Raw genomic sequence first — 17,296 nt, 5'->3', positions numbered from 1 at the left:
ATTTGGAACTAGAAAACCGTCTACTTGAGCGAGTTGAGTATTGTTATCAACTCGCTGAGTCTTACTTTTCACGCTCATTCGAGCGTCCAGAAACCAACTTCAAACAACGCGGGAAAATAGCCGGCAGCGCAAAACTTGGGGTCAACGTACTTCGCTTCAACCTCACCTTGTACCGAGAAAATCAAGACCACTTCCTTGAACATACGGTCCCACACGAAATCAGCCACCTTCTATGCTTTGAGCTTTTTGGCCGCGTCCCCGCGCATGGTCAACAATGGCAATCAATCATGCGTGATGTATTTCAACTAGAGCCTATGCGCACGCACCAGTATGATGTGAGTTCAGTACAAGGCAAAGTGTTCGATTACCAGTGTCAGTGTAGTTCTCATCAACTAACAATCCGGCGCCATAATAAGGTATTAAAAGGAATTGAATATCGGTGTAGGCGTTGTGGATCAAACTTGCTTGCAAAATCTTAGAGCGTTTATCGAAAACCATACCGCTGTTGTCATTCCAAGCATTGGCAACCCTGCGTTTTAATTATTGAATCTGTTTTTACAATTATGTAAATCACCACGGGTTTAATCATCAATCATGTAAACATGCCTTGCCATTACATTTACATATCAAAAACATAGACTGGATCTCCTTTTTAGCCTTCTGTAGCTCCAAATCGCTTAAGATTCTGTCAAACTTGCCGAATATAGTTGTTACTTGTAAACGTTTACAGAATCAATAGCTCTGTTTGTTTATCAAGTCAGTCCCAAAGTCGCTAATTAAGGTAGAGATATGCAATTAACAGTGGTCGCACGAACAATTGGTGGTTTTGCCATTTTGTTAGTGCTTTTGTTAGTCCTAGCAGGAGTAGCATTCACAACCCAAAACAGCATGAATGAACAACAGCTGTTTACTCAAAATACTATTTCTCCGATGCAAAGCGAAGCTGCGAAGCTTTCACAGTTGTTACTTAAGGCCAATAAATCTGCGATGCAACATTTGTCGATTCGAGATGCTGCTCAACGCCAACAAGTTGAACAAGAACTTAAGACAACTGAGACTGAATTTAACCAAATTGCTGAACAAGCCAAAGAACGTTATACCCAGTACCCACAACTTCTTAGTAGTTTTGAACAAGCAAATGCTTTGGCTCAGCAGGCATTTGTCTTAGAGCACCAGCAAGAAGAGCATCATAACAAGCAATTGTTGGCCCACGCTAAAGTCCTCAGTGCTTTGCAGAAATTTAAAGAAGACTGGGGATTTTTCAAAGGTGACGCTGATGATTTATCTTGGGATTTAAGTGGCGACGAAAATTCCTCAGACCGATTTGCCTTACAATTTATGACACAAATAGCCGCTGAGTATTCATCTGAAGCCAATGCCTCATTGGCTGTTGCTAACATCAACGATTTCAAAGCCAGCATTTCACTGCAAAAAGATCGCTATGACAACATGGTAATGACCACCGAAAACTTAGGTAACGCCAAAGAAGTCATCATGGACCGTATGGCTGACTACCTTACGGTCATGAATAACTCTTTAAACCAAGATGGAAACTTATACACCAGTTTAGAGAGCTATCTGCAACTAAGCGACGAAGCGTTGCAAATCGTAGCGCAATTAAATGAGACCGTGAATCAAGCAGATCAAAGCTTTCAAGCTCTCGACATTATTGTTGAAGAGCTCGCTAGTGCAACCCATATCAAGTCAAAACAAAGCAGCGAAACAGCGACAATGATACTAGCCATTATCGTTGTCATATCAGTATTCATAGCCTTAATTGTGGGCTGGACAACGGTTCAACGGATTCGTCGTCCGATGAACGTCATTTTGGGTTCACTTGAGAAAATGGCAAGTGGCGATCTCAGCATCGCCTTGAAAATGGATAGCCAAGACGAATTTGGTCAAATTGCAACCCAAGTAAATACCTTGAAAGAAAAACTAGTCTCAATCGTTCAAAACTTAAATGAAGTCTCTGGGAAAGTAACCGAGGTTGCCGAACAAGCAACCGATATAACCCACCGAACTCAACAACAAATTGAACTACAGCGTAAAGAAAGTGACTCGGTTGCAACCGCTATCGCCGAAATGGACGCATCAGCCACCGAGGTGGCGAGTAATGCACAAGCTGCTTTGGACGAAGTTGAATCGATGAACGCAGTTGCGCTGGATAATCGTCAAAGTATCGACAACAACTTAGAGTCAACCAACAACCTCGATAACGAAATGAAAAAAGCCAACGAAGCGCTTGTTGTACTAGAAAAAGAAGTTGACGGCATTGGCGCTATTGTACAAACGATTCAAGAAATCACAGGGCAAACAAACCTGCTAGCCCTCAATGCTGCAATTGAAGCAGCCCGAGCAGGTGCTCATGGTCGTGGCTTTGCGGTTGTCGCGGATGAAGTACGTTCGCTTGCGACTCGCACTCAATCAGCAACTAAAGAAATTGAAGAGCTGGTCGAAAGCTTGCATCGAAGTGCAAAAACAACAGTCTCGAGTATGCAGTCTAATCAAAAAGAAACCCAAACCATGGTTAATCATGCCAGTGTCATGGGAGATTCGTTTGTTGGACTACAAGAAGCGATTTCTAGAGTTCGTCAGTCAAGTACTCAGATATCATCTGCAGCTCACGAGCAGACATCGGTTGCCCACGAGTTAAATACCAATATTTCACGTATTGTAGATATGGCCGGAAACATTGCCAAAGAATCTCAAACCAGTGCCGAACGTTCCGAGACCTTACTTGGTTTGGCTAATCGACAAAAGGATTTGGTTGGAGAGTTCAAGCTTTAATCAGTCATACTAATTCAAAAAAGCCCGCTAAAACGGGCTTTTTTTATCTCTATAACCAGACTATTGTTCGGCTTCTTCAAGTTTGTGTTCTTGTAATAACCCCGCATAAACGCCGCCCAAAGCTAATAATTGAGCATGTTTACCTTGTTCACTAACCCGGCCTTTATCCATCACAAGAATTAAGTCCGAATGACGGATCGTACTTAGGCGATGCGCAATCGCAATTACTGTTTTGTCCTTAAACAATCGACTCAAGGCATTTTGAATGAGTTCTTCAGTTACCGAATCAACTGAACTGGTAGCTTCATCTAGCATCAGTAACGGGCTTCCCTTTGCAACCGCTCGGGCAAATGAAATTAGTTGAGTCTGTCCGGCACTGAGTTGGCTACTACCGCTTTTCAGTTGATGTTGATACTGATTAGGTAACGATTGAATAAATTCATGTGCATACACATATTTCGCTGCCTCTTGCACTTGCTCCAGACTCAACGGTTTGTCTAAAGCAATGTTAAATTGTACATCTTGATCGAACAGATACACGTCTTGCTGCATTAACGAGAACAGATGACTGATGGACTGTTTAGGAATGGCCGACAACTCAATGCCATTGAGCAATATGCTGCCTTCGTAATCCAGGTAAGACTTAGTCAACAAGCGAATAATGGTCGACTTGCCCGAACCCGTTGTTCCTACCAAGGCTAACTTCTCACCCTGCTTTAGTTTAAAGCTAATACCATTGAGCACATAGGGACCATCAGCCTTGTAGCGAAAGCGAACCTCTTTAAACTCCAAACTCTGAAAATCAATTAGCTTAGTTTTTAGCTCTTCTGAACTAATCAGAACTCGATTGTCTTCTTCTAAAGCTTGTGAAAACAATTCTTCGATATGTTCAAAGGCAGCAAAGGAGCGCTGAATTGACGCTATCTGCGAGCTAAAATCTCGAATAGGAACGAAAATCTTTTCTAGAGTATTAATAAATGCAATTAGAACGCCGAGGGTTACAAAGCCTTGCAGTACCTCGTTAGAACCATACCAAATCAATAAACCGATGGTAATTGACGTGATACCTGTAATGATTGAAAACAGCGCAGCATCATAGGCATTAACTTTAAGTTGGGCTTGCTTAAATTGCTCAGTGAAACCGTGATATTTCTCTTCAACCTCAGTTTGAGCAGCGTACAACTGGACTGTTTTGACGCCCAGTAAGCATTCTTGCAAATAACCAGTCCCTTTGGCCAAGGTGCTACGCGTCATCAAATACAATGCACGTAGTCGATTACGCACAAAACGAGTCAATAACAAGACCGGCGGAAACACCAAAATAACCACCAAGGTAAGCTGCCAGTTTATGAAAAACATCAGTCCGAGTATGGCTATCGTATTTAGTGAGTCTTTAACCAAGCCAAGAATTCCTAAAACAAAGGACTCACCAATCGTCTCCAGATCACTAGTTAAACGCGACAAGGTAATACCCGTTGCTGTGTTATCAAAGTAGCTGCGAGGAAATTTCAAAATTCTGGCCACTAGCGCCATACGCATATCAAAAATGCTGAGATTGCCTGTTTTTCGCAAATAGTAACTATAAAAAGCGTCTGCAATATAGTTAATCACCAGTACCAAAATCATAGCAAAAATAATGACAGGTAATCCTTCAAACTGTTTGGGGCTCAAATGCTGATCAATCACTTGAATAATCAACCAAGGAAATGCCAAGTTACAAGCAATTGAAATCGGCATCATCATCAATCCGATACGGGTGTAGGACTTATACTTGGATGTAAACTGAAGGAAGTGTTTCAAGTATTGGATATCAATAGATTTAAGCACTTTGCACCTCGGTTTCATGTTGCTGTAACAACCATGTTTGTCGATAGTAATCGCTAGTTGCTAGTAGTTGAGTATGGGTGCCACGAGCAATAATTTGTCCTTGCTTTAACACCAATATCTCGTCCATTTGTTCCAGCGCACTAACCCTATGCGAAACCACGATGACGCTCTGCCCTTGTATTCTCTCAAACATTCCACTTAAAATTTGACGCTCAGTTTCGTAGTCGACGGCGCTCAGTACATTGTCAAAGACTAAAAGATCGCATGGCGTTAACAGTGCGCGCGCGATACTCAAACGTTGTTTTTGACCACCCGATAACATAATGCCTTTTTCGCCGACGACAGTATGCTTGCCTTGAGAAAAACGACTCAAGTCGTCTCCTAACTGACTCAAGGATAAAACTTTGTCGATTTTCGAATCGTCGCTTTCAAATCCACGAGATGAAGCCCCAAACTTAACGTTCTCACTGATACTATCGGAGAATAAGTAAGGATCCTGAGTTACGGTTCGGATGTGCTTTCGCCAATGGGACAGGGGCGTCGTTGCCATATCACTATCCCCCCAAAAAATGTGCCCAGACTCCACCTCTAGATAATGGTTTAGACAATTGACCAAGGTCGATTTACCACTACCAATTTCACCCAAGATCCCAAGCTTTTTACCGAAGTCGAGGGTAAAACTTACCTGACTAAGTGCATCAATAGTTGCGCCAGCATAGCGGTAATTTAAATTCTTCACCTGCAAGCTTGCACCTTTCGATAAAGGACTTGGTTTAGCTTCGCTGTCAGTGTCCCGACTAGGGATGTCCTGATTTAAAATACTAAGCACACTATCGATGCTCACCATCCCCATCTGAAATACAGTTACTATCCGGCCAAGATGCATCAGTGGTAAGGCTAGCAATACAGAGTACGATAGAAAGGCAGTGATCTGACCAATACTGAGCTCACTTCTGAGCAACATGTATCCACCAAAACCTAAAATTACCACTTTCATTAGATGGTTTGCGTAATCAAGCACAGGGATGACAAAAGTTTGGATTTTCGCGATCTTCAAGGTGGTTTCAAGTAATCGTTGATTAATGGTTTGCGTTTTTTGCTGTACCCATTCACCCATATTTTGCGCTTTAATCACATCAATGCCTGACAAATCGTTCATCAATTGTTCGCTAAGATCTTGCAAACGTTGCAAGCGCTGTACATGTAGCACGCGCATCTTTCTAAATCCGAGAAAAAAGATGACAAAAGCAATGCTAATAGGAATTGCCGTGTATAAGGTTAATACAGGGGATATCCGATACATCCACACTGGTGTCAGCGATAGTGCAAAAACAATATTGAACAACTGTAGAAAGCCAACCCCATAAAATAAGCGTATGCCATTGAGGTCGTTATTAATGATTGAAATTAACCGTCCACTCGCAAATTTCTGATGAAAACTCGTTGGTAGTCGATTGAGGCGATGAAACAGGTCGTTCTTCAAAGCTGCCTCTGTAATCCGCCCTGGATTCAACGCATACATACGCGATAGAATTCTAAGCACTGTCATCAGTAATGCAAAGCCGATGACCCACTGTACATGACCAACCAAAGTTGTATGTGCCAAAGGGCTTGATTCATTAAGTAAGTCTATCGCCATTTGAATATGTCGTGGGATTTCAACCTGCAACCAGCTCACGATCAGTATCAAAACCATCGCAAATAAATACGAATAACGATTCAACCAAAAGTAATGCCCAACAAACTCTCGCTTAGTCATGTGCGTCTCCAGAGGGATCTGTACACAGTTGGTAGTGGCTGACGCAAGCTTGCACAATAAGCTCTCGGGCATCCCCTTGCTCAGACAGTTGCTCAATGAGCCACTGAGGTAGGCGGATTGGTTGGGTTTTTACACCGGGTTTACGACCACAGCCATCGCGACGTCCCCCGCGATTACTGCAGTTTTGGTGTTTAGATTGATTTGCAGACATAAGGTGTCCATATAAGCGATAAAGCTAGAAAATCATTTTCACTTGCTTGTAGGCGCGCAAGAGTAACACCGTGAAATTGAAAAGTGTACATAATTCAAATCGAAAGTTTAGTTTAATCGAACAAATAGCTAATGCAGTTGTTTAGAGTGCTACCAAATATAAGTTATGGCCTATCCATGCTTAATCTGCTTGAACCCATTGATAGCTTTGTTATCCTGCCTAAAAGCCGCAACTATAAAAGCAAATGCGAGAAATTCGAATATTTCAAGATGCCGAACTAAATATCGGCGATACTGTCCACTTGGACTCCGATGCCGCCGGTCATGTGTCACGAGTATTGCGCATACAAATCGGGCAAGAACTCACGCTATTCAATGGCGATGGCTGTGAATACACAGCTCCAATAACAGCGATTGACAAGAAAAATGTTAGCGTAGAAATCCGCACACAAAGTCTCAAACACAATGAAAGTCCCTTAGCTATCCATTTAGGACAAGTGATTTCGCGCGGTGAGAAAATGGAGTTCACCATACAAAAGGCGGTCGAGCTAGGTGTGAATCAAATCACGCCACTGACTAGCGAACGTTGTGGCGTTAAGCTGAATCCGCAGCGGATGCAGAAAAAAGTCCAACAATGGCAAAAAATAGCGATTGCAGCTTGTGAGCAAAGTGGCCGCAGTCACGTACCAAAAATCCATCAGCCCTGTACATTGGAGCAATGGTCTCGAGAACCAAGCGATGCAATGAAGTTGAATTTGCATCCAAAAGCCCCATATACAATTAAAACCCTGCCAACACCGACGCAAGGTGTAAACCTCTTAATTGGCCCTGAAGGCGGATTAAATGATGAGGAAATTGCAATGTGTTCAAGTTTTGGTTTTATCGAAACTCAATTGGGACCGCGCGTACTGCGCACCGAAACCGCTGCATTAAGCGCGATTACAGCCCTACAGTGCTACTTTGGAGATTTAAGTTAAATGGCGATTAAACTTGGCATCGTGATGGACCCCATCTCGCAAATAAACATTAAGAAAGACTCTAGTTTCGCTATGCTTCTTGAAGCGCAAGCGCGTGGCTACGAGCTATATTATATGGAAATGAGCGATTTATACTTAATCGACGGTCAAGCTCGGGCCAGTGCAAGTAAGCTTTCGGTAGAACAAAACCCTGACCAATGGTATCAACTCGAGACCGCGCAAGACATAGCCTTGGGCGATCTGCAGGTTATCTTGATGCGTAAAGATCCTCCTTTTGATACGGAGTTTATCTACGCAACTTATATGTTAGAGCGCGCCGAAGCCGAAGGTTGCTTAATCGTCAACAAACCACAGAGCCTTCGCGATGCCAATGAAAAGCTATTTACGGCTTGGTTTGCAGAGCACACTGCCACCACCTTAGTCACTCGCGATATGCCGCGGATTCGTGCTTTTTATGAAAAGCACCAAGACGTCATAATCAAACCTCTTGACGGTATGGGCGGCGCCTCGATTTTTCGCCTCAAACCAGAAGACCCAAACGTTGGTGTTGTCTTAGAAACGCTAACCGAACACGGTTCTCGTTACGCCATGGTCCAAAACTATCTAGCCCAGATAAAAGATGGTGATAAACGGATATTAATCGTCGATGGAGAGCCAATGCCATACTGCTTAGCTCGCATTCCTCAAGGTAAAGAAACCCGAGGGAATTTAGCAGCTGGCGGACGCGGTGAAGCGCGCCCCTTAAGCGAATCAGATTGGAAAATCGCGCGATCTATTGCGCCTACGCTAAAAGAAAAAGGGCTTATCTTTGTTGGTCTTGATGTCATAGGCGACAAAGTCACCGAAATCAACGTGACAAGCCCAACCTGTATTCGGGAAATTGAAGCTGCTTATGATATTAATATTTCTGGCCAGCTTATGGACGCTATTGAGCGAAGAATTCAAGAGGCCTAATTATGGAAATGCAATCGCTTCAGGACCATTTTTTGCTAGCGATGCCTAGTCTTGATGACTCCTTTTTTAATCGTTCGCTCATCTATATTTGCGAGCACAATGACCAAGGAGCGATGGGTCTAGTCGTTAATATCCCGGTTAATCTTTCATTGAAGTCACTACTAGAACAAGTAGAAATGGAACAAAGCGCTGCGATTAACGATAGTGTAGATATGGAACAAATTGTGTTCCAAGGCGGTCCTATCGCCCAAGAGCGCGGTTTTGTTCTGCATTCACCAAAAGAAGGCTTTAACAGTTCACTGAGTTTGAATAAGCAGTTAATGGTTACCACTTCAAAAGACGTTCTACAAACTTTGGGCACTTTTGATCAGCCTGAACACTATATTGTGGCCTTGGGTTATTCCGGCTGGGAGGCAGGCCAGCTGGAACAAGAAATCATCGATAACGCATGGCTTACCCTACCTGCTTCAGCTGATTTGATATTTAAAGAACCGGTACATAAACGCTGGGAGAGTGCCGCTCAGTTGCTAGGTGTTGATGTATGGCAATTGTCGTCTCAAGTGGGACATGCCTAATGGCTAAACTAGGAGAGCGACAGCTGTTGGCTTTTGACTTCGGTACTCAAAGTATTGGCGTCGCCGTTGGGCAAGAGCTTGTGGGCAGTGCTAGTCCCCTAAATGCGATTAAAGCCAAAGATGGCATTCCAAATTGGGATGACTTAGCTAGCGTATTTGAACAATGGTTACCTGACCTTGTCATCGTCGGCCTGCCGCTGAACATGGATGGAAGCGAGCAAGAGCTTACCCTAAGGGCACGTAAGTTCGGCAATCGTATTCATGGCCGTTTTGGTTTGCCTATCGTTTGGCAAGATGAACGCCTTACCACGGTAGACACCAAACAACGGCTCTTTGATAAAAAAGGCTTTAGGGGTTTACAAAAGGGTGCCATCGACAGTGGCTCTGCCTGCATTATCTTGGAAAGCTGGTGCCGCGAGCAAAGCACCTGAATTAAGGCTTTGTAAACAAAAAAAATGCGGCTCAACAGCCGCATTTTTAATCCACTCAAATTATGTTTATTCGGGCTTTTTGTTCCAAATATCACTCTCAATTTGAGAGTCCAACTCTGGATAATCAGCCGCATTAAAATGCGGAACTTGACCTTTATCCAATTGCTGGTTGTAATCTTTCGCAATTTTAACCACCACCCCAGACAGCATAAGAATAGCTACTAAGTTGATAATTGCCATCATCCCCATAGAGACATCAGCCATATTCCAAATTACATCAATTTTAACGAGCGCGCCAAACATCACCATCCCTAGAACTGCGAGACGGAAAAACAGTAAGCCGGCTTTATGATTATGTTCTAGGAAAATAAGATTGGTTTCAGCATAGGAATAGTTACCTACGATTGATGTGAATGCGAAGAAAATTATCGCAATCCCCACAAACGCACTACCCCATGAACCAACTTGAAGACTTAAGGCCTGCTGAGTCAATGCAATACCGTCACCGGTAAGACCTTGATCATAGCTCAACAAAATTATTGCAGCCGTCGCGGTACAAATAACAATTGTATCCACAAATACGCCCAACATTTGTACATAACCTTGAGAAGCTGGGTGTGGTGGATAAGGCGTGGCAGTAGCGGCGGCGTTCGGAGCACTACCCATTCCTGCTTCGTTACTAAATAGACCACGTTTGATGCCTTGCATCATTGCCGCTCCAACAGCCCCTGCACCAGCCTCATGGAAGCCAAAAGCCGATTTGAATATCAACGCGAAGACTGCTGGGATCTCACTAATATTCATAATAATGACAGCTAGAGCCACTAAAACGTAGGCTAAGGCCATAATAGGTACAACTACTTCAGCGAAACGAGCAATCCCTTTAATGCCACCAAATATAACCAAAGCACTCGCGATTACGACAACAATACCAACAATCCACTTCTCGACACCAAAGGCTTCATGGATTGCACCCGCAATTGAGTTAGCTTGGATGGCGTTGAATACCAAACCAAAAGCCACTATCAAGAAAACAGAAAACAAAACCCCCATCCATCGTTTACCGAGACCTTTCTCCATATAGTAAGAAGGCCCCCCACGATAGTTACCATCATCATCCGTGGTTTTATACAATTGAGCTAATGAGCTTTCAGCAAAACTTGTTGCCATACCCAAAATAGCGATTAACCACATCCAGAAGACCGCTCCTGGACCTCCGAGTGTAACCGCAATCGCAACACCAGCTAAGTTACCGGTTCCAACCCGAGCTGCCAAACTCGTGCACAGTGCTTGAAAAGAAGAAATACCGCTTGAGTCCGTTTTACGGCTAGATTTCATGACTTTGAACATATGGCCAAAGTGGCGAAACTGAATAAAGCCAGTGCGGACGGTAAAAAGCAAACCCGTTCCGATTAGCAAAAATATCAGCAGATTTCCCCACAAGAGATTATTGACCCAGTCAATTATTGAACTCATAAAGGTTCCCATTTATTTTCGAATGAATTTTTCGCAGCGGATTATAGACTGATTAAGCTCATTTTAGCAGTCAACAGCAAACGCTCGGCTACTAAATAGTCGAATTGTTTAATCTTAAACCAAAAAAACCCGCTCAATGGCAACCATATAACAAAAATGAAACAAAAATATTTTACTTTGAATATGTTTATGGTACTTATCAATAGTCGCAGCAGGGGTTTATAGCTGTGCCAACAACAGTAAGGAGATAGCCATGGATCAGGTAAGCTTTGAAAATGTTGAATCTACAACAAAAGGTAGTAAAGGCGCTAACAAGAAACGCAAGTGGCGTGAAATTGAAGCCATTAAAGACCGTATTCGCTTAGAGGAAGAACTACAAAGTATCGATTTTAACTACTCGCTCTCGGAAGAGTTCGAATACTAAGTGAAAAACCCAGCTTCGGCTGGGTTTTGTTATTTTAGGCTTAGGTAAAAACTACTTGGAGTCAGATTTCTCGATGCGGTCTGATAGAGAGCGATATTGAGCTTGTACTTGATGCCCAAACAGCGGATCTTCGTAGTTTCCATGTTGCCAATTCTGTTCTAGATTTCTCCAGTCGTCTTCGGTTAGGTTCTTTTTCAACATTGGAAAAACTTCTTCTTCTTCATAGTTCAAATGCGCCCACTGAGCTTTAACAAAAGCCTCCAAACGGTCTGCAAATTGATCTAAGGGTACTACCGCATCCAACAAAATAACTTCAACTGTGTCGCGAAGCTCCTCGGTAATATCATGAAGTTCTGAATGTTGTAGCTTTAATTTGTTAGCTAAGTCTTCTCCGACTAGGCGATATTTCACATAGTAGTCGTAAATTAAATCTTCTTTAGGGTGGTGATAGCGATCGGCATACTCTTGTAAGTAAGTAATGATATCCAGAATCAATTTGTACTTTACTGCTCGCTCACCGCGAATTGCTTCCAGTTTTTGCTCCAATACTCGCAACAGTTTGGATATGTTAACGTGATCTTCGTGAATGCTTTGTAACATTAGCGCTCCTTGAACGATGCAATTGTAGTTTAGTTAAATATGAATCTGATTTAATTATAAGTGATTAATAATGACAATGGATTGAACTAGATCGCTTTCAACCTCTAAATTTTACATGATTTTGTCCACATCCACACACATTACGTTACAGCTTGGCAACCAATTTAACCATCCATTCAAAAACCACTAAAAAAATAGGTCTATTGCTAAAAACCATTAATTGATCAAGGTCAATTGTTGTATACTTTTAGCACCAGTTGGAAATGAGCTAAAAAGCCAGTTCTGATCTATAAATATTGTAATTTTATTACATTTTTTTGCCAATCGAGGAATGATTATGACTATCGGTATTCAAATTACTAAAGCAGACAATGCAAGCTTGGTAAATTCGTTTTGGTTACTAGATAGCGAGCAAAAACAAGCTCGCTGTATCTGTGTTAAAGATGAACTATTCGCGGAAGATGAAATTGTAGCTTTAGAGCAGCTTGGTCAAATCGAGTATCGCGAAGTAGCTATGCGCGCTGAAACACAACAAGAAGGTGGTCAACACCTTAATGTTAACGTGTTGCAACGCGAAACGCTTGAAGACGCTGTTAAACATCCTGAAAAATACCCGCAGCTTACAATTCGAGTTTCTGGTTATGCGGTTCGTTTTAACTCGCTAACGCCAGAACAACAACGTGATGTAATCACACGTACTTTCACAGAAAGCCTATAATAGCTTACTTTGAACACGTCAATAGCCAGCCTTAGTCGCTGGCTTTTTTGATCTTATAATTACTGTCACGATTAGCTTTGCTTATAAATCCATAAAATGAGCACAGCCACCACCAATCGAACTTATAGCAAGCACCTCATGTTTGCCAACGCCACAGATCAATGTAATTGACATCAGTAAACCCAACACTTTGATATGTCGCATGTGCCTCGTCGGAATATGACCCAACCAAGAAGCGGCGTACACCTTCATCAAACGCTTGTCGAATTAAAGTGTTCATAAGTGCCTTAGCTAATCCTTTACGGCGATGGGCTTGAAGCGTTGCAACGGGCTCAAATACTGCAAGTTGGTTTTGGGTATCGATCCAAAGTACGCTAAATGCTACAAGCTCTCCGTTTTCAGAAATGACGCCTTTATGAAATCGCTGGCGATATGATGGCATCTCTAACAGAGCTTGCACGCTATTCACCGTACTATTTGCCCAAGGAAAACAACCATTATCAATTTTAACTTGTTGTTGCGCCCATGAGTATTCAGTAATTGGAACATCTAGTATTTGATAAGTAGCAGGAGCTGCAATCGATTTTAGAGTCTCTTGGAGGACTAACGAACGACAACAACATTGATTAGCTTGTTTCACAAAGCCTTGCAGCAAAAGTTGCTCAGTTTCCCAAGTATTGTCGCTGGCTGACCAAAGACAAAAAGGCTTAGCTATTCGCTCTTGAGTCCATTTGCACATCAATTGGAAAAGCTCAGGAACATCCTTGGTTCGTAAAAAGTGGAACTCGTCTGGCCCTTCAGCGACGATAAGTCCAACAATTTTATCGGCTTCAAATACTAAAGCGCTATTGTTTTCACGCCCCAACATCCGCTGAACCGAGAATTGAGTTTCCCATCGATCAAGCGCAAAGCCATCCAGACCTAAGCTTGTTGCAAGTCGTACTCGCAGCCAATCACAAACTAGTAAAAAATCACGTTCAGGCTGGTAGCCTTTGATAGTCCATTTATTCACCCGTTCTCCCTGTCCGTTGACGACATGAAGTTCTAGTATGATTCCCGAAAATACAGAATCATAGATGTAGATCAATTAAGCTTTCAAGTATTGAAACATTGTTAACTACTGCGAAACAAAATAACCAACAAAACCCAGCCAACTTAGACCGAGTAAGATCCACGGCAGCCAATTAGTCGCAGATGTAACTGTCTTTGTTTCTGAAAGCGATGCGCTATCGAGCACAATCTGAGTTTGCGATGCTTGCTTGGTTTGCTTTTTTTTAAGCTTGTCCTGTTCTCTTAGTTTTGCCTTGTGTTGTTTCTTATAGGCTTCGATGCCTTTTTCTATACCTTTGGCAATTAGCTTGCTTTGTTCTTTACTCTGACCGGGTCGTTGTGTCGCTTTAGTGATAGCTAAAGCTTGTTCTTGGGTTTGCGAACTAGCTGGGGTTTTACTCATTTTTGTTCCTATAAACAAGATGCTCAAAAACAAAGCAACATCATATTTTACGCTTATCTACTCTGCTAGAATCGATAAAATTTTTATCAACGGAGTTTAGCATGAACACCCCCCTACTCGGAGCCCAAATTCTTTTGGTCGCCTTTGGTGCAACTACACTAGTTCCTTTACTTACAGGCTTAAGTCCTAACTTGGCCTTACTCGGTGCTGGCATCGGCACCTTGATATTTCAAGTGTGCACTCGCCGTCAAATCCCGATATTTTTAGGCAGTTCGTTTGCGTTTATTGCCCCCATTATTTTGGGTACCGAACAATTCGGATTGCCAGCAACTTTATGTGGTTTGATGGCAGCTGGAGTAGTGTTTTTGATTATCAGTGCCATAGTACGCGTGCGCGGGGTAGCGGTTATTGAACGGCTACTTCCACCGGTTGTGGTTGGTCCTGTAATCATGGTCATTGGCTTAGGATTAGCGCCAACCGCTGTCAATATGGCACTGGGTAAAACGGGGGACGGCGCGGCGGTATTGGTCGACCAAGACATTGCAATGCTCATCTCCTCTGCTGCGCTTATTACAACCATTGTGGTCAGCATGTTTGGTAAAGGCATGTTAAAGCTTATGCCTATTTTGTCAGGGGTGGTCGTTGGCTATGGGCTTTCGCTGTATTTTGGACTCGTTGATTTTAGCGCCGTTGCTGCGGCACCATGGTTTGCTATCCCTGAATTTGTAACACCAGAATTTAATTGGCAGGCAATTTTGTTTATCGCGCCTATTGGCCTTATTGTCACTATTGAGCACTTCGGGGACATACTTGCTATTTCGAATGTAACTGGAAAAGATTTTGTCAAAAACCCAGGTTTGCATCGCTCATTACTCGGCGATGGATTAGCAACCATGACAGCTGCGAGTTTTGGTGCCCCGCCAGTGGTCAGTTATGGCGAAGTAACTGGCGCAGTCAGCCTGTTAAAAACCTATAATCCTGTGATCATGACTTGGGCGGCTGGATTTGCAATTGCCCTTGCTTTTGTGGGCAAAACAGGTGCATTGCTATTATCAATTCCAGTACCAGTTATGGGCGGGATTATGTGCCTGCTATTTGGAGCCATCGCTGCTATTGGCTTAGGTACCCTTATTCGAAAACAAGTTGATTTAAATGAGTCACGAAACTTGGTTATCGTATCAGTAACCTTAGTATTTGGTATCGGTGGCATGGCCATCGGCATTGGCGACTTAACCCTAAAAGGTGTTGGCTTGAGCGGTATTATCGCAATCTTGTTAAATTTAATTTTGCCTCAAACGAAAGAACAGTCCAAAGGCTAAACAAGCTTACGAGAACCTAACAAACTTGTTTGATGCAATAGCTTGTCTACAGCCTCAAATAAGTTTGTATCAAAGTCTAAAGCTCGAGGATACTGAGGTAGCTTTCGGTCATCAACCCAATGCTCTCCCCACGAGCCCGTGCTCAACAAAAACTCGGTTGCATAATCTTCACTGTGGTGCAAACAACCCCGAATACAAACATCCAAATAGCTTTGCAAGATTGGTGAGTTATGTTTTGGTTGCCAATGTCTTGGGGCGACATAGGTAAAGACTTTTATTGCTGAATCGGGTAGAACATCAAGGCACTGCAATTGTTCCAAGCCGATTTGAACTCGCTGATAACCACGTTCCCGTTCATCTAACTGCTCAAAGTAGTGTTCATCAAAAGGGATCAGTACTCCGTTAACACTGGTATTTTCTTGTTCCACTATCACAACGGCGCTGCGATCAGCATCTTGACCTAATGCGCTCCAATAGCGCGCGTAACCTTTAAGTCGCGCCGCATAGGCTTGCTTTGCCGGAAACGTATGTTGGCGGCACTCTTGGTCTATCAAACTGCCATATCCAAAAATATAAACCATTGCTTATGATTCCTTGGCGTATTTTTCTAGCTCGACCAAGGACTCCGTCACACTGTCCATACGCTGGTTTAAATGAAGTCGCGCAAGTTCCAGCGCCTGATTATGAATTTGGGGTTCTAACTGTTCATACATAAAATCAAATAAGAACTCCGCATCAAAGTCACCTATTTCAACATCCAGTTCTTGGCTTAAATAGTTTTGTAGTTTTTCTCGATAGTATTCTTTTTGCTGACGATCCATGACAATTCCTTTGTTGAGACGAATAGGTTATTGTTTATTCGCTTTTTGTTGCACTATATTGTGCCTCTATTAAGCCAAATCACACGAATCATAACCGAGACTTAAGCTGCTTAAAACGACCATTTCAAGTTTTTAGTATCAGCGCTTAACTTTAGAGAAGCATCATGGATTTTAGTCTGCTCAATATTGCTATTTTACTAGTACTCGGTGCAATCGCTGGTGTAATAAACGTACTCGCCGGCGGCGGCTCAAACCTAACCTTGCCCGCCTTGATGTTGATGGGCTTGCCTGCTGACGTTGCTAATGCCAGTAATCGGGTTGGGGTATTCTTTCAAGCACTGGTTGGCGTTCGTGGTTTTCAAAAACACAATAAACTTGAAACCACCGAAATAGTCCCGATCTTAATCCCAACACTAGTTGGCGGCGTGGTGGGCGCTGTTCTTGCCTCCTTTCTTCCAGAACAATGGTTAAAACCACTATTACTGCTGACCATGTTAGGTATGACCTTTCTCATGATTATAAAACCCAGTGCAATCGTCGTGGAAAGTGGCACAGTTGCCAAAAAAGTAAGTCAGTCATCTATGGGGTGGTGGTCTTTATTTTTTGCTGGAATTTATGGCGGTTTTGTTCAGGCCGGCGTTGGATTTGTGCTAATTGCCGCGCTTGCTGGCAGTTTAAACTATGACTTAGTGAGAGCTAACGCCTTAAAGCTAGTATGTACACTTGCTTTTACCAGCGTAGCTTTACTGGTGTTTATCTGGCAATCCCAAGTCAATTGGAGTGCCGGTATTATTTTAGGCATCGGCGCCATGGCTGGGGCACAAGTGGGGGTTAAACTTGCGCTTAACATTAGCCCCCAACATTTAAAATGGTTTTTATTCTGGATGACCTTATTTGGGGTAATTGCTGCACTCACCTACTAACGAGCTGACTAGAATTAGGCTATACTCCTGCCCAATATC

General features: G+C 42.9%; 19 protein-coding genes. 10 read left to right on the top strand and 9 right to left on the bottom strand.

Annotation, left to right across the window (positions count from 1 at the left end):
- Positions 1-2: 2 nt before the first annotated feature.
- Both DBZ36_RS10810 and DBZ36_RS10805 read left to right on the top strand, forming a co-directional pair.
- On the top strand, positions 3-479 hold the full coding sequence (locus DBZ36_RS10810; protein WP_120354950.1) for a SprT family zinc-dependent metalloprotease: 477 nt from the start codon (positions 3-5) through the stop codon (positions 477-479).
- A 310-nt stretch (positions 480-789) separates the two neighbouring features.
- Positions 790-2,790 carry a methyl-accepting chemotaxis protein gene (locus DBZ36_RS10805; protein ID WP_120354949.1) on the top strand — a complete coding sequence of 667 codons (2,001 nt, stop codon included), beginning with the start codon at positions 790-792 and terminating at the stop codon, positions 2,788-2,790.
- A 60-nt stretch (positions 2,791-2,850) separates the two neighbouring features.
- Here the strand turns inward: DBZ36_RS10805 and DBZ36_RS10800 are convergent, their stop codons facing one another.
- Genes DBZ36_RS10800 through DBZ36_RS10790 form a run of 3 tightly spaced genes read right to left on the bottom strand, consistent with a single transcriptional unit; the run spans position 2,851 to position 6,587 of the window.
- Positions 2,851-4,617, bottom strand: a complete 1,767-nt coding sequence (locus DBZ36_RS10800; RefSeq protein WP_120354948.1) for an ABC transporter ATP-binding protein — start codon at positions 4,615-4,617, stop codon at positions 2,851-2,853.
- Positions 4,610-6,376, bottom strand: coding sequence for an ABC transporter ATP-binding protein (locus DBZ36_RS10795; RefSeq protein WP_120354947.1), 1,767 nt, complete (start codon positions 6,374-6,376; stop codon positions 4,610-4,612). Before DBZ36_RS10795 ends, DBZ36_RS10800 begins: the two co-directional genes overlap by 8 nt.
- Positions 6,369-6,587, bottom strand: a complete 219-nt coding sequence (locus DBZ36_RS10790) for a hypothetical protein (protein ID WP_120354946.1) — start codon at positions 6,585-6,587, stop codon at positions 6,369-6,371. The genes DBZ36_RS10795 and DBZ36_RS10790 overlap by 8 nt, the downstream gene beginning before the upstream one ends.
- A gap of 244 nt (positions 6,588-6,831) precedes the next feature.
- On the opposite strand from DBZ36_RS10790, the gene rsmE reads away from it, so the two are divergent.
- Genes rsmE through ruvX form a run of 4 tightly spaced genes read left to right on the top strand, consistent with a single transcriptional unit; the run spans position 6,832 to position 9,523 of the window.
- Complete coding sequence (gene rsmE, locus DBZ36_RS10785) at positions 6,832-7,563, top strand: 16S rRNA (uracil(1498)-N(3))-methyltransferase (protein ID WP_120354945.1); 732 nt, start codon at positions 6,832-6,834, stop codon at positions 7,561-7,563.
- A complete protein-coding gene (gshB, locus tag DBZ36_RS10780; RefSeq protein WP_120354944.1) occupies positions 7,564-8,517 on the top strand; it encodes a glutathione synthase in 954 nt (317 codons plus the stop codon).
- 8 nt (positions 8,518-8,525) lie between these two features.
- Complete coding sequence (locus DBZ36_RS10775) at positions 8,526-9,092, top strand: YqgE/AlgH family protein (RefSeq protein WP_120354983.1); 567 nt, start codon at positions 8,526-8,528, stop codon at positions 9,090-9,092.
- Positions 9,092-9,523, top strand: a complete 432-nt coding sequence (ruvX, locus tag DBZ36_RS10770) for a Holliday junction resolvase RuvX (RefSeq protein WP_120354943.1) — start codon at positions 9,092-9,094, stop codon at positions 9,521-9,523. The genes DBZ36_RS10775 and ruvX overlap by 1 nt, the downstream gene beginning before the upstream one ends.
- Before the next feature lie 66 nt (positions 9,524-9,589).
- Here ruvX and DBZ36_RS10765 read toward each other — a convergent pair whose 3' ends face one another.
- Positions 9,590-10,999: an alanine/glycine:cation symporter family protein gene (locus DBZ36_RS10765; RefSeq protein WP_120354942.1), complete on the bottom strand. Its 1,410-nt coding sequence runs from the start codon at positions 10,997-10,999 to the stop codon at positions 9,590-9,592.
- Positions 11,000-11,252: 253 nt separating this feature from the next.
- Here DBZ36_RS10765 and DBZ36_RS10760 point away from each other — a divergent pair, with 253 nt between their 5' ends.
- Positions 11,253-11,423 (top strand): DUF3545 family protein, encoded by a 171-nt coding sequence (locus tag DBZ36_RS10760; protein WP_120354941.1) that lies wholly within the window; start codon positions 11,253-11,255, stop codon positions 11,421-11,423.
- A gap of 51 nt (positions 11,424-11,474) precedes the next feature.
- Here the strand turns inward: DBZ36_RS10760 and DBZ36_RS10755 are convergent, their stop codons facing one another.
- Positions 11,475-12,023 (bottom strand): hemerythrin domain-containing protein, encoded by a 549-nt coding sequence (locus DBZ36_RS10755; RefSeq protein ID WP_120354940.1) that lies wholly within the window; start codon positions 12,021-12,023, stop codon positions 11,475-11,477.
- Between the two features lie 331 nt (positions 12,024-12,354).
- Here DBZ36_RS10755 and grcA point away from each other — a divergent pair, with 331 nt between their 5' ends.
- On the top strand, positions 12,355-12,741 hold the full coding sequence (gene grcA / locus DBZ36_RS10750) for an autonomous glycyl radical cofactor GrcA (RefSeq protein WP_407641484.1): 387 nt from the start codon (positions 12,355-12,357) through the stop codon (positions 12,739-12,741).
- Between the two features lie 136 nt (positions 12,742-12,877).
- On the opposite strand, the gene DBZ36_RS10745 is transcribed toward grcA, so the two are convergent.
- On the bottom strand, positions 12,878-13,753 hold the full coding sequence (locus DBZ36_RS10745) for a GNAT family N-acetyltransferase (RefSeq protein WP_120354938.1): 876 nt from the start codon (positions 13,751-13,753) through the stop codon (positions 12,878-12,880).
- A 105-nt stretch (positions 13,754-13,858) separates the two neighbouring features.
- Positions 13,859-14,194 (bottom strand): DUF2956 domain-containing protein, encoded by a 336-nt coding sequence (locus DBZ36_RS10740; protein WP_120354937.1) that lies wholly within the window; start codon positions 14,192-14,194, stop codon positions 13,859-13,861.
- Positions 14,195-14,295: 101 nt separating this feature from the next.
- On the opposite strand from DBZ36_RS10740, the gene DBZ36_RS10735 reads away from it, so the two are divergent.
- Positions 14,296-15,513: a uracil-xanthine permease family protein gene (locus tag DBZ36_RS10735; RefSeq protein ID WP_120354936.1), complete on the top strand. Its 1,218-nt coding sequence runs from the start codon at positions 14,296-14,298 to the stop codon at positions 15,511-15,513.
- Here DBZ36_RS10735 and DBZ36_RS10730 read toward each other — a convergent pair.
- Together DBZ36_RS10730 and DBZ36_RS10725 are read right to left on the bottom strand one after the other, a co-directional pair.
- Entirely contained in the window at positions 15,510-16,094 is a 585-nt protein-coding gene (locus tag DBZ36_RS10730) for a gamma-glutamylcyclotransferase family protein (RefSeq protein WP_120354935.1), read from the bottom strand. The two genes, DBZ36_RS10735 and DBZ36_RS10730, sit on opposite strands and share 4 nt — an antisense overlap.
- A 3-nt stretch (positions 16,095-16,097) precedes the next feature.
- Positions 16,098-16,334, bottom strand: a complete 237-nt coding sequence (locus tag DBZ36_RS10725) for a DUF2164 domain-containing protein (RefSeq protein WP_120354934.1) — start codon at positions 16,332-16,334, stop codon at positions 16,098-16,100.
- Positions 16,335-16,498: 164 nt separating this feature from the next.
- On the opposite strand from DBZ36_RS10725, the gene DBZ36_RS10720 reads away from it, so the two are divergent.
- Positions 16,499-17,257, top strand: coding sequence for a sulfite exporter TauE/SafE family protein (locus tag DBZ36_RS10720; protein WP_120354933.1), 759 nt, complete (start codon positions 16,499-16,501; stop codon positions 17,255-17,257).
- The last annotated feature ends 39 nt before the right edge of the window (positions 17,258-17,296 follow it).

The sequence above is a fragment of the Alginatibacterium sediminis genome (genome assembly GCF_003610775.1).
Taxonomy (GTDB): domain Bacteria; phylum Pseudomonadota; class Gammaproteobacteria; order Enterobacterales; family Celerinatantimonadaceae; genus Alginatibacterium; species Alginatibacterium sediminis.
The sequence above is the reverse complement of the archived record's forward strand: the minus strand, read 5'-3'. Positions and strand labels throughout refer to the sequence as shown.

Excerpts from the sequence above, each read along its gene's own strand:
- DBZ36_RS10805 (WP_120354949.1), top strand. The coding sequence starts at position 790 with ATGCAATTAACAGTGGTCGCACGAACAATTGGTGGTTTTGCCATTTTG.
- DBZ36_RS10795 (WP_120354947.1), bottom strand. The coding sequence starts at position 6,376 with ATGACTAAGCGAGAGTTTGTTGGGCATTACTTTTGGTTGAATCGTTAT.
- DBZ36_RS10790 (WP_120354946.1), bottom strand. The coding sequence starts at position 6,587 with ATGTCTGCAAATCAATCTAAACACCAAAACTGCAGTAATCGCGGGGGA.
- rsmE (WP_120354945.1), top strand. The coding sequence starts at position 6,832 with ATGCGAGAAATTCGAATATTTCAAGATGCCGAACTAAATATCGGCGAT.
- gshB (WP_120354944.1), top strand. The coding sequence starts at position 7,564 with ATGGCGATTAAACTTGGCATCGTGATGGACCCCATCTCGCAAATAAAC.
- DBZ36_RS10775 (WP_120354983.1), top strand. The coding sequence starts at position 8,526 with ATGCAATCGCTTCAGGACCATTTTTTGCTAGCGATGCCTAGTCTTGAT.
- ruvX (WP_120354943.1), top strand. The coding sequence starts at position 9,092 with ATGGCTAAACTAGGAGAGCGACAGCTGTTGGCTTTTGACTTCGGTACT.
- DBZ36_RS10765 (WP_120354942.1), bottom strand. The coding sequence starts at position 10,999 with ATGAGTTCAATAATTGACTGGGTCAATAATCTCTTGTGGGGAAATCTG.
- DBZ36_RS10760 (WP_120354941.1), top strand. The coding sequence starts at position 11,253 with ATGGATCAGGTAAGCTTTGAAAATGTTGAATCTACAACAAAAGGTAGT.
- DBZ36_RS10755 (WP_120354940.1), bottom strand. The coding sequence starts at position 12,023 with ATGTTACAAAGCATTCACGAAGATCACGTTAACATATCCAAACTGTTG.
- grcA (WP_407641484.1), top strand. The coding sequence starts at position 12,355 with ATGATTATGACTATCGGTATTCAAATTACTAAAGCAGACAATGCAAGC.
- DBZ36_RS10740 (WP_120354937.1), bottom strand. The coding sequence starts at position 14,194 with ATGAGTAAAACCCCAGCTAGTTCGCAAACCCAAGAACAAGCTTTAGCT.
- DBZ36_RS10735 (WP_120354936.1), top strand. The coding sequence starts at position 14,296 with ATGAACACCCCCCTACTCGGAGCCCAAATTCTTTTGGTCGCCTTTGGT.
- DBZ36_RS10730 (WP_120354935.1), bottom strand. The coding sequence starts at position 16,094 with ATGGTTTATATTTTTGGATATGGCAGTTTGATAGACCAAGAGTGCCGC.
- DBZ36_RS10725 (WP_120354934.1), bottom strand. The coding sequence starts at position 16,334 with ATGGATCGTCAGCAAAAAGAATACTATCGAGAAAAACTACAAAACTAT.
- DBZ36_RS10720 (WP_120354933.1), top strand. The coding sequence starts at position 16,499 with ATGGATTTTAGTCTGCTCAATATTGCTATTTTACTAGTACTCGGTGCA.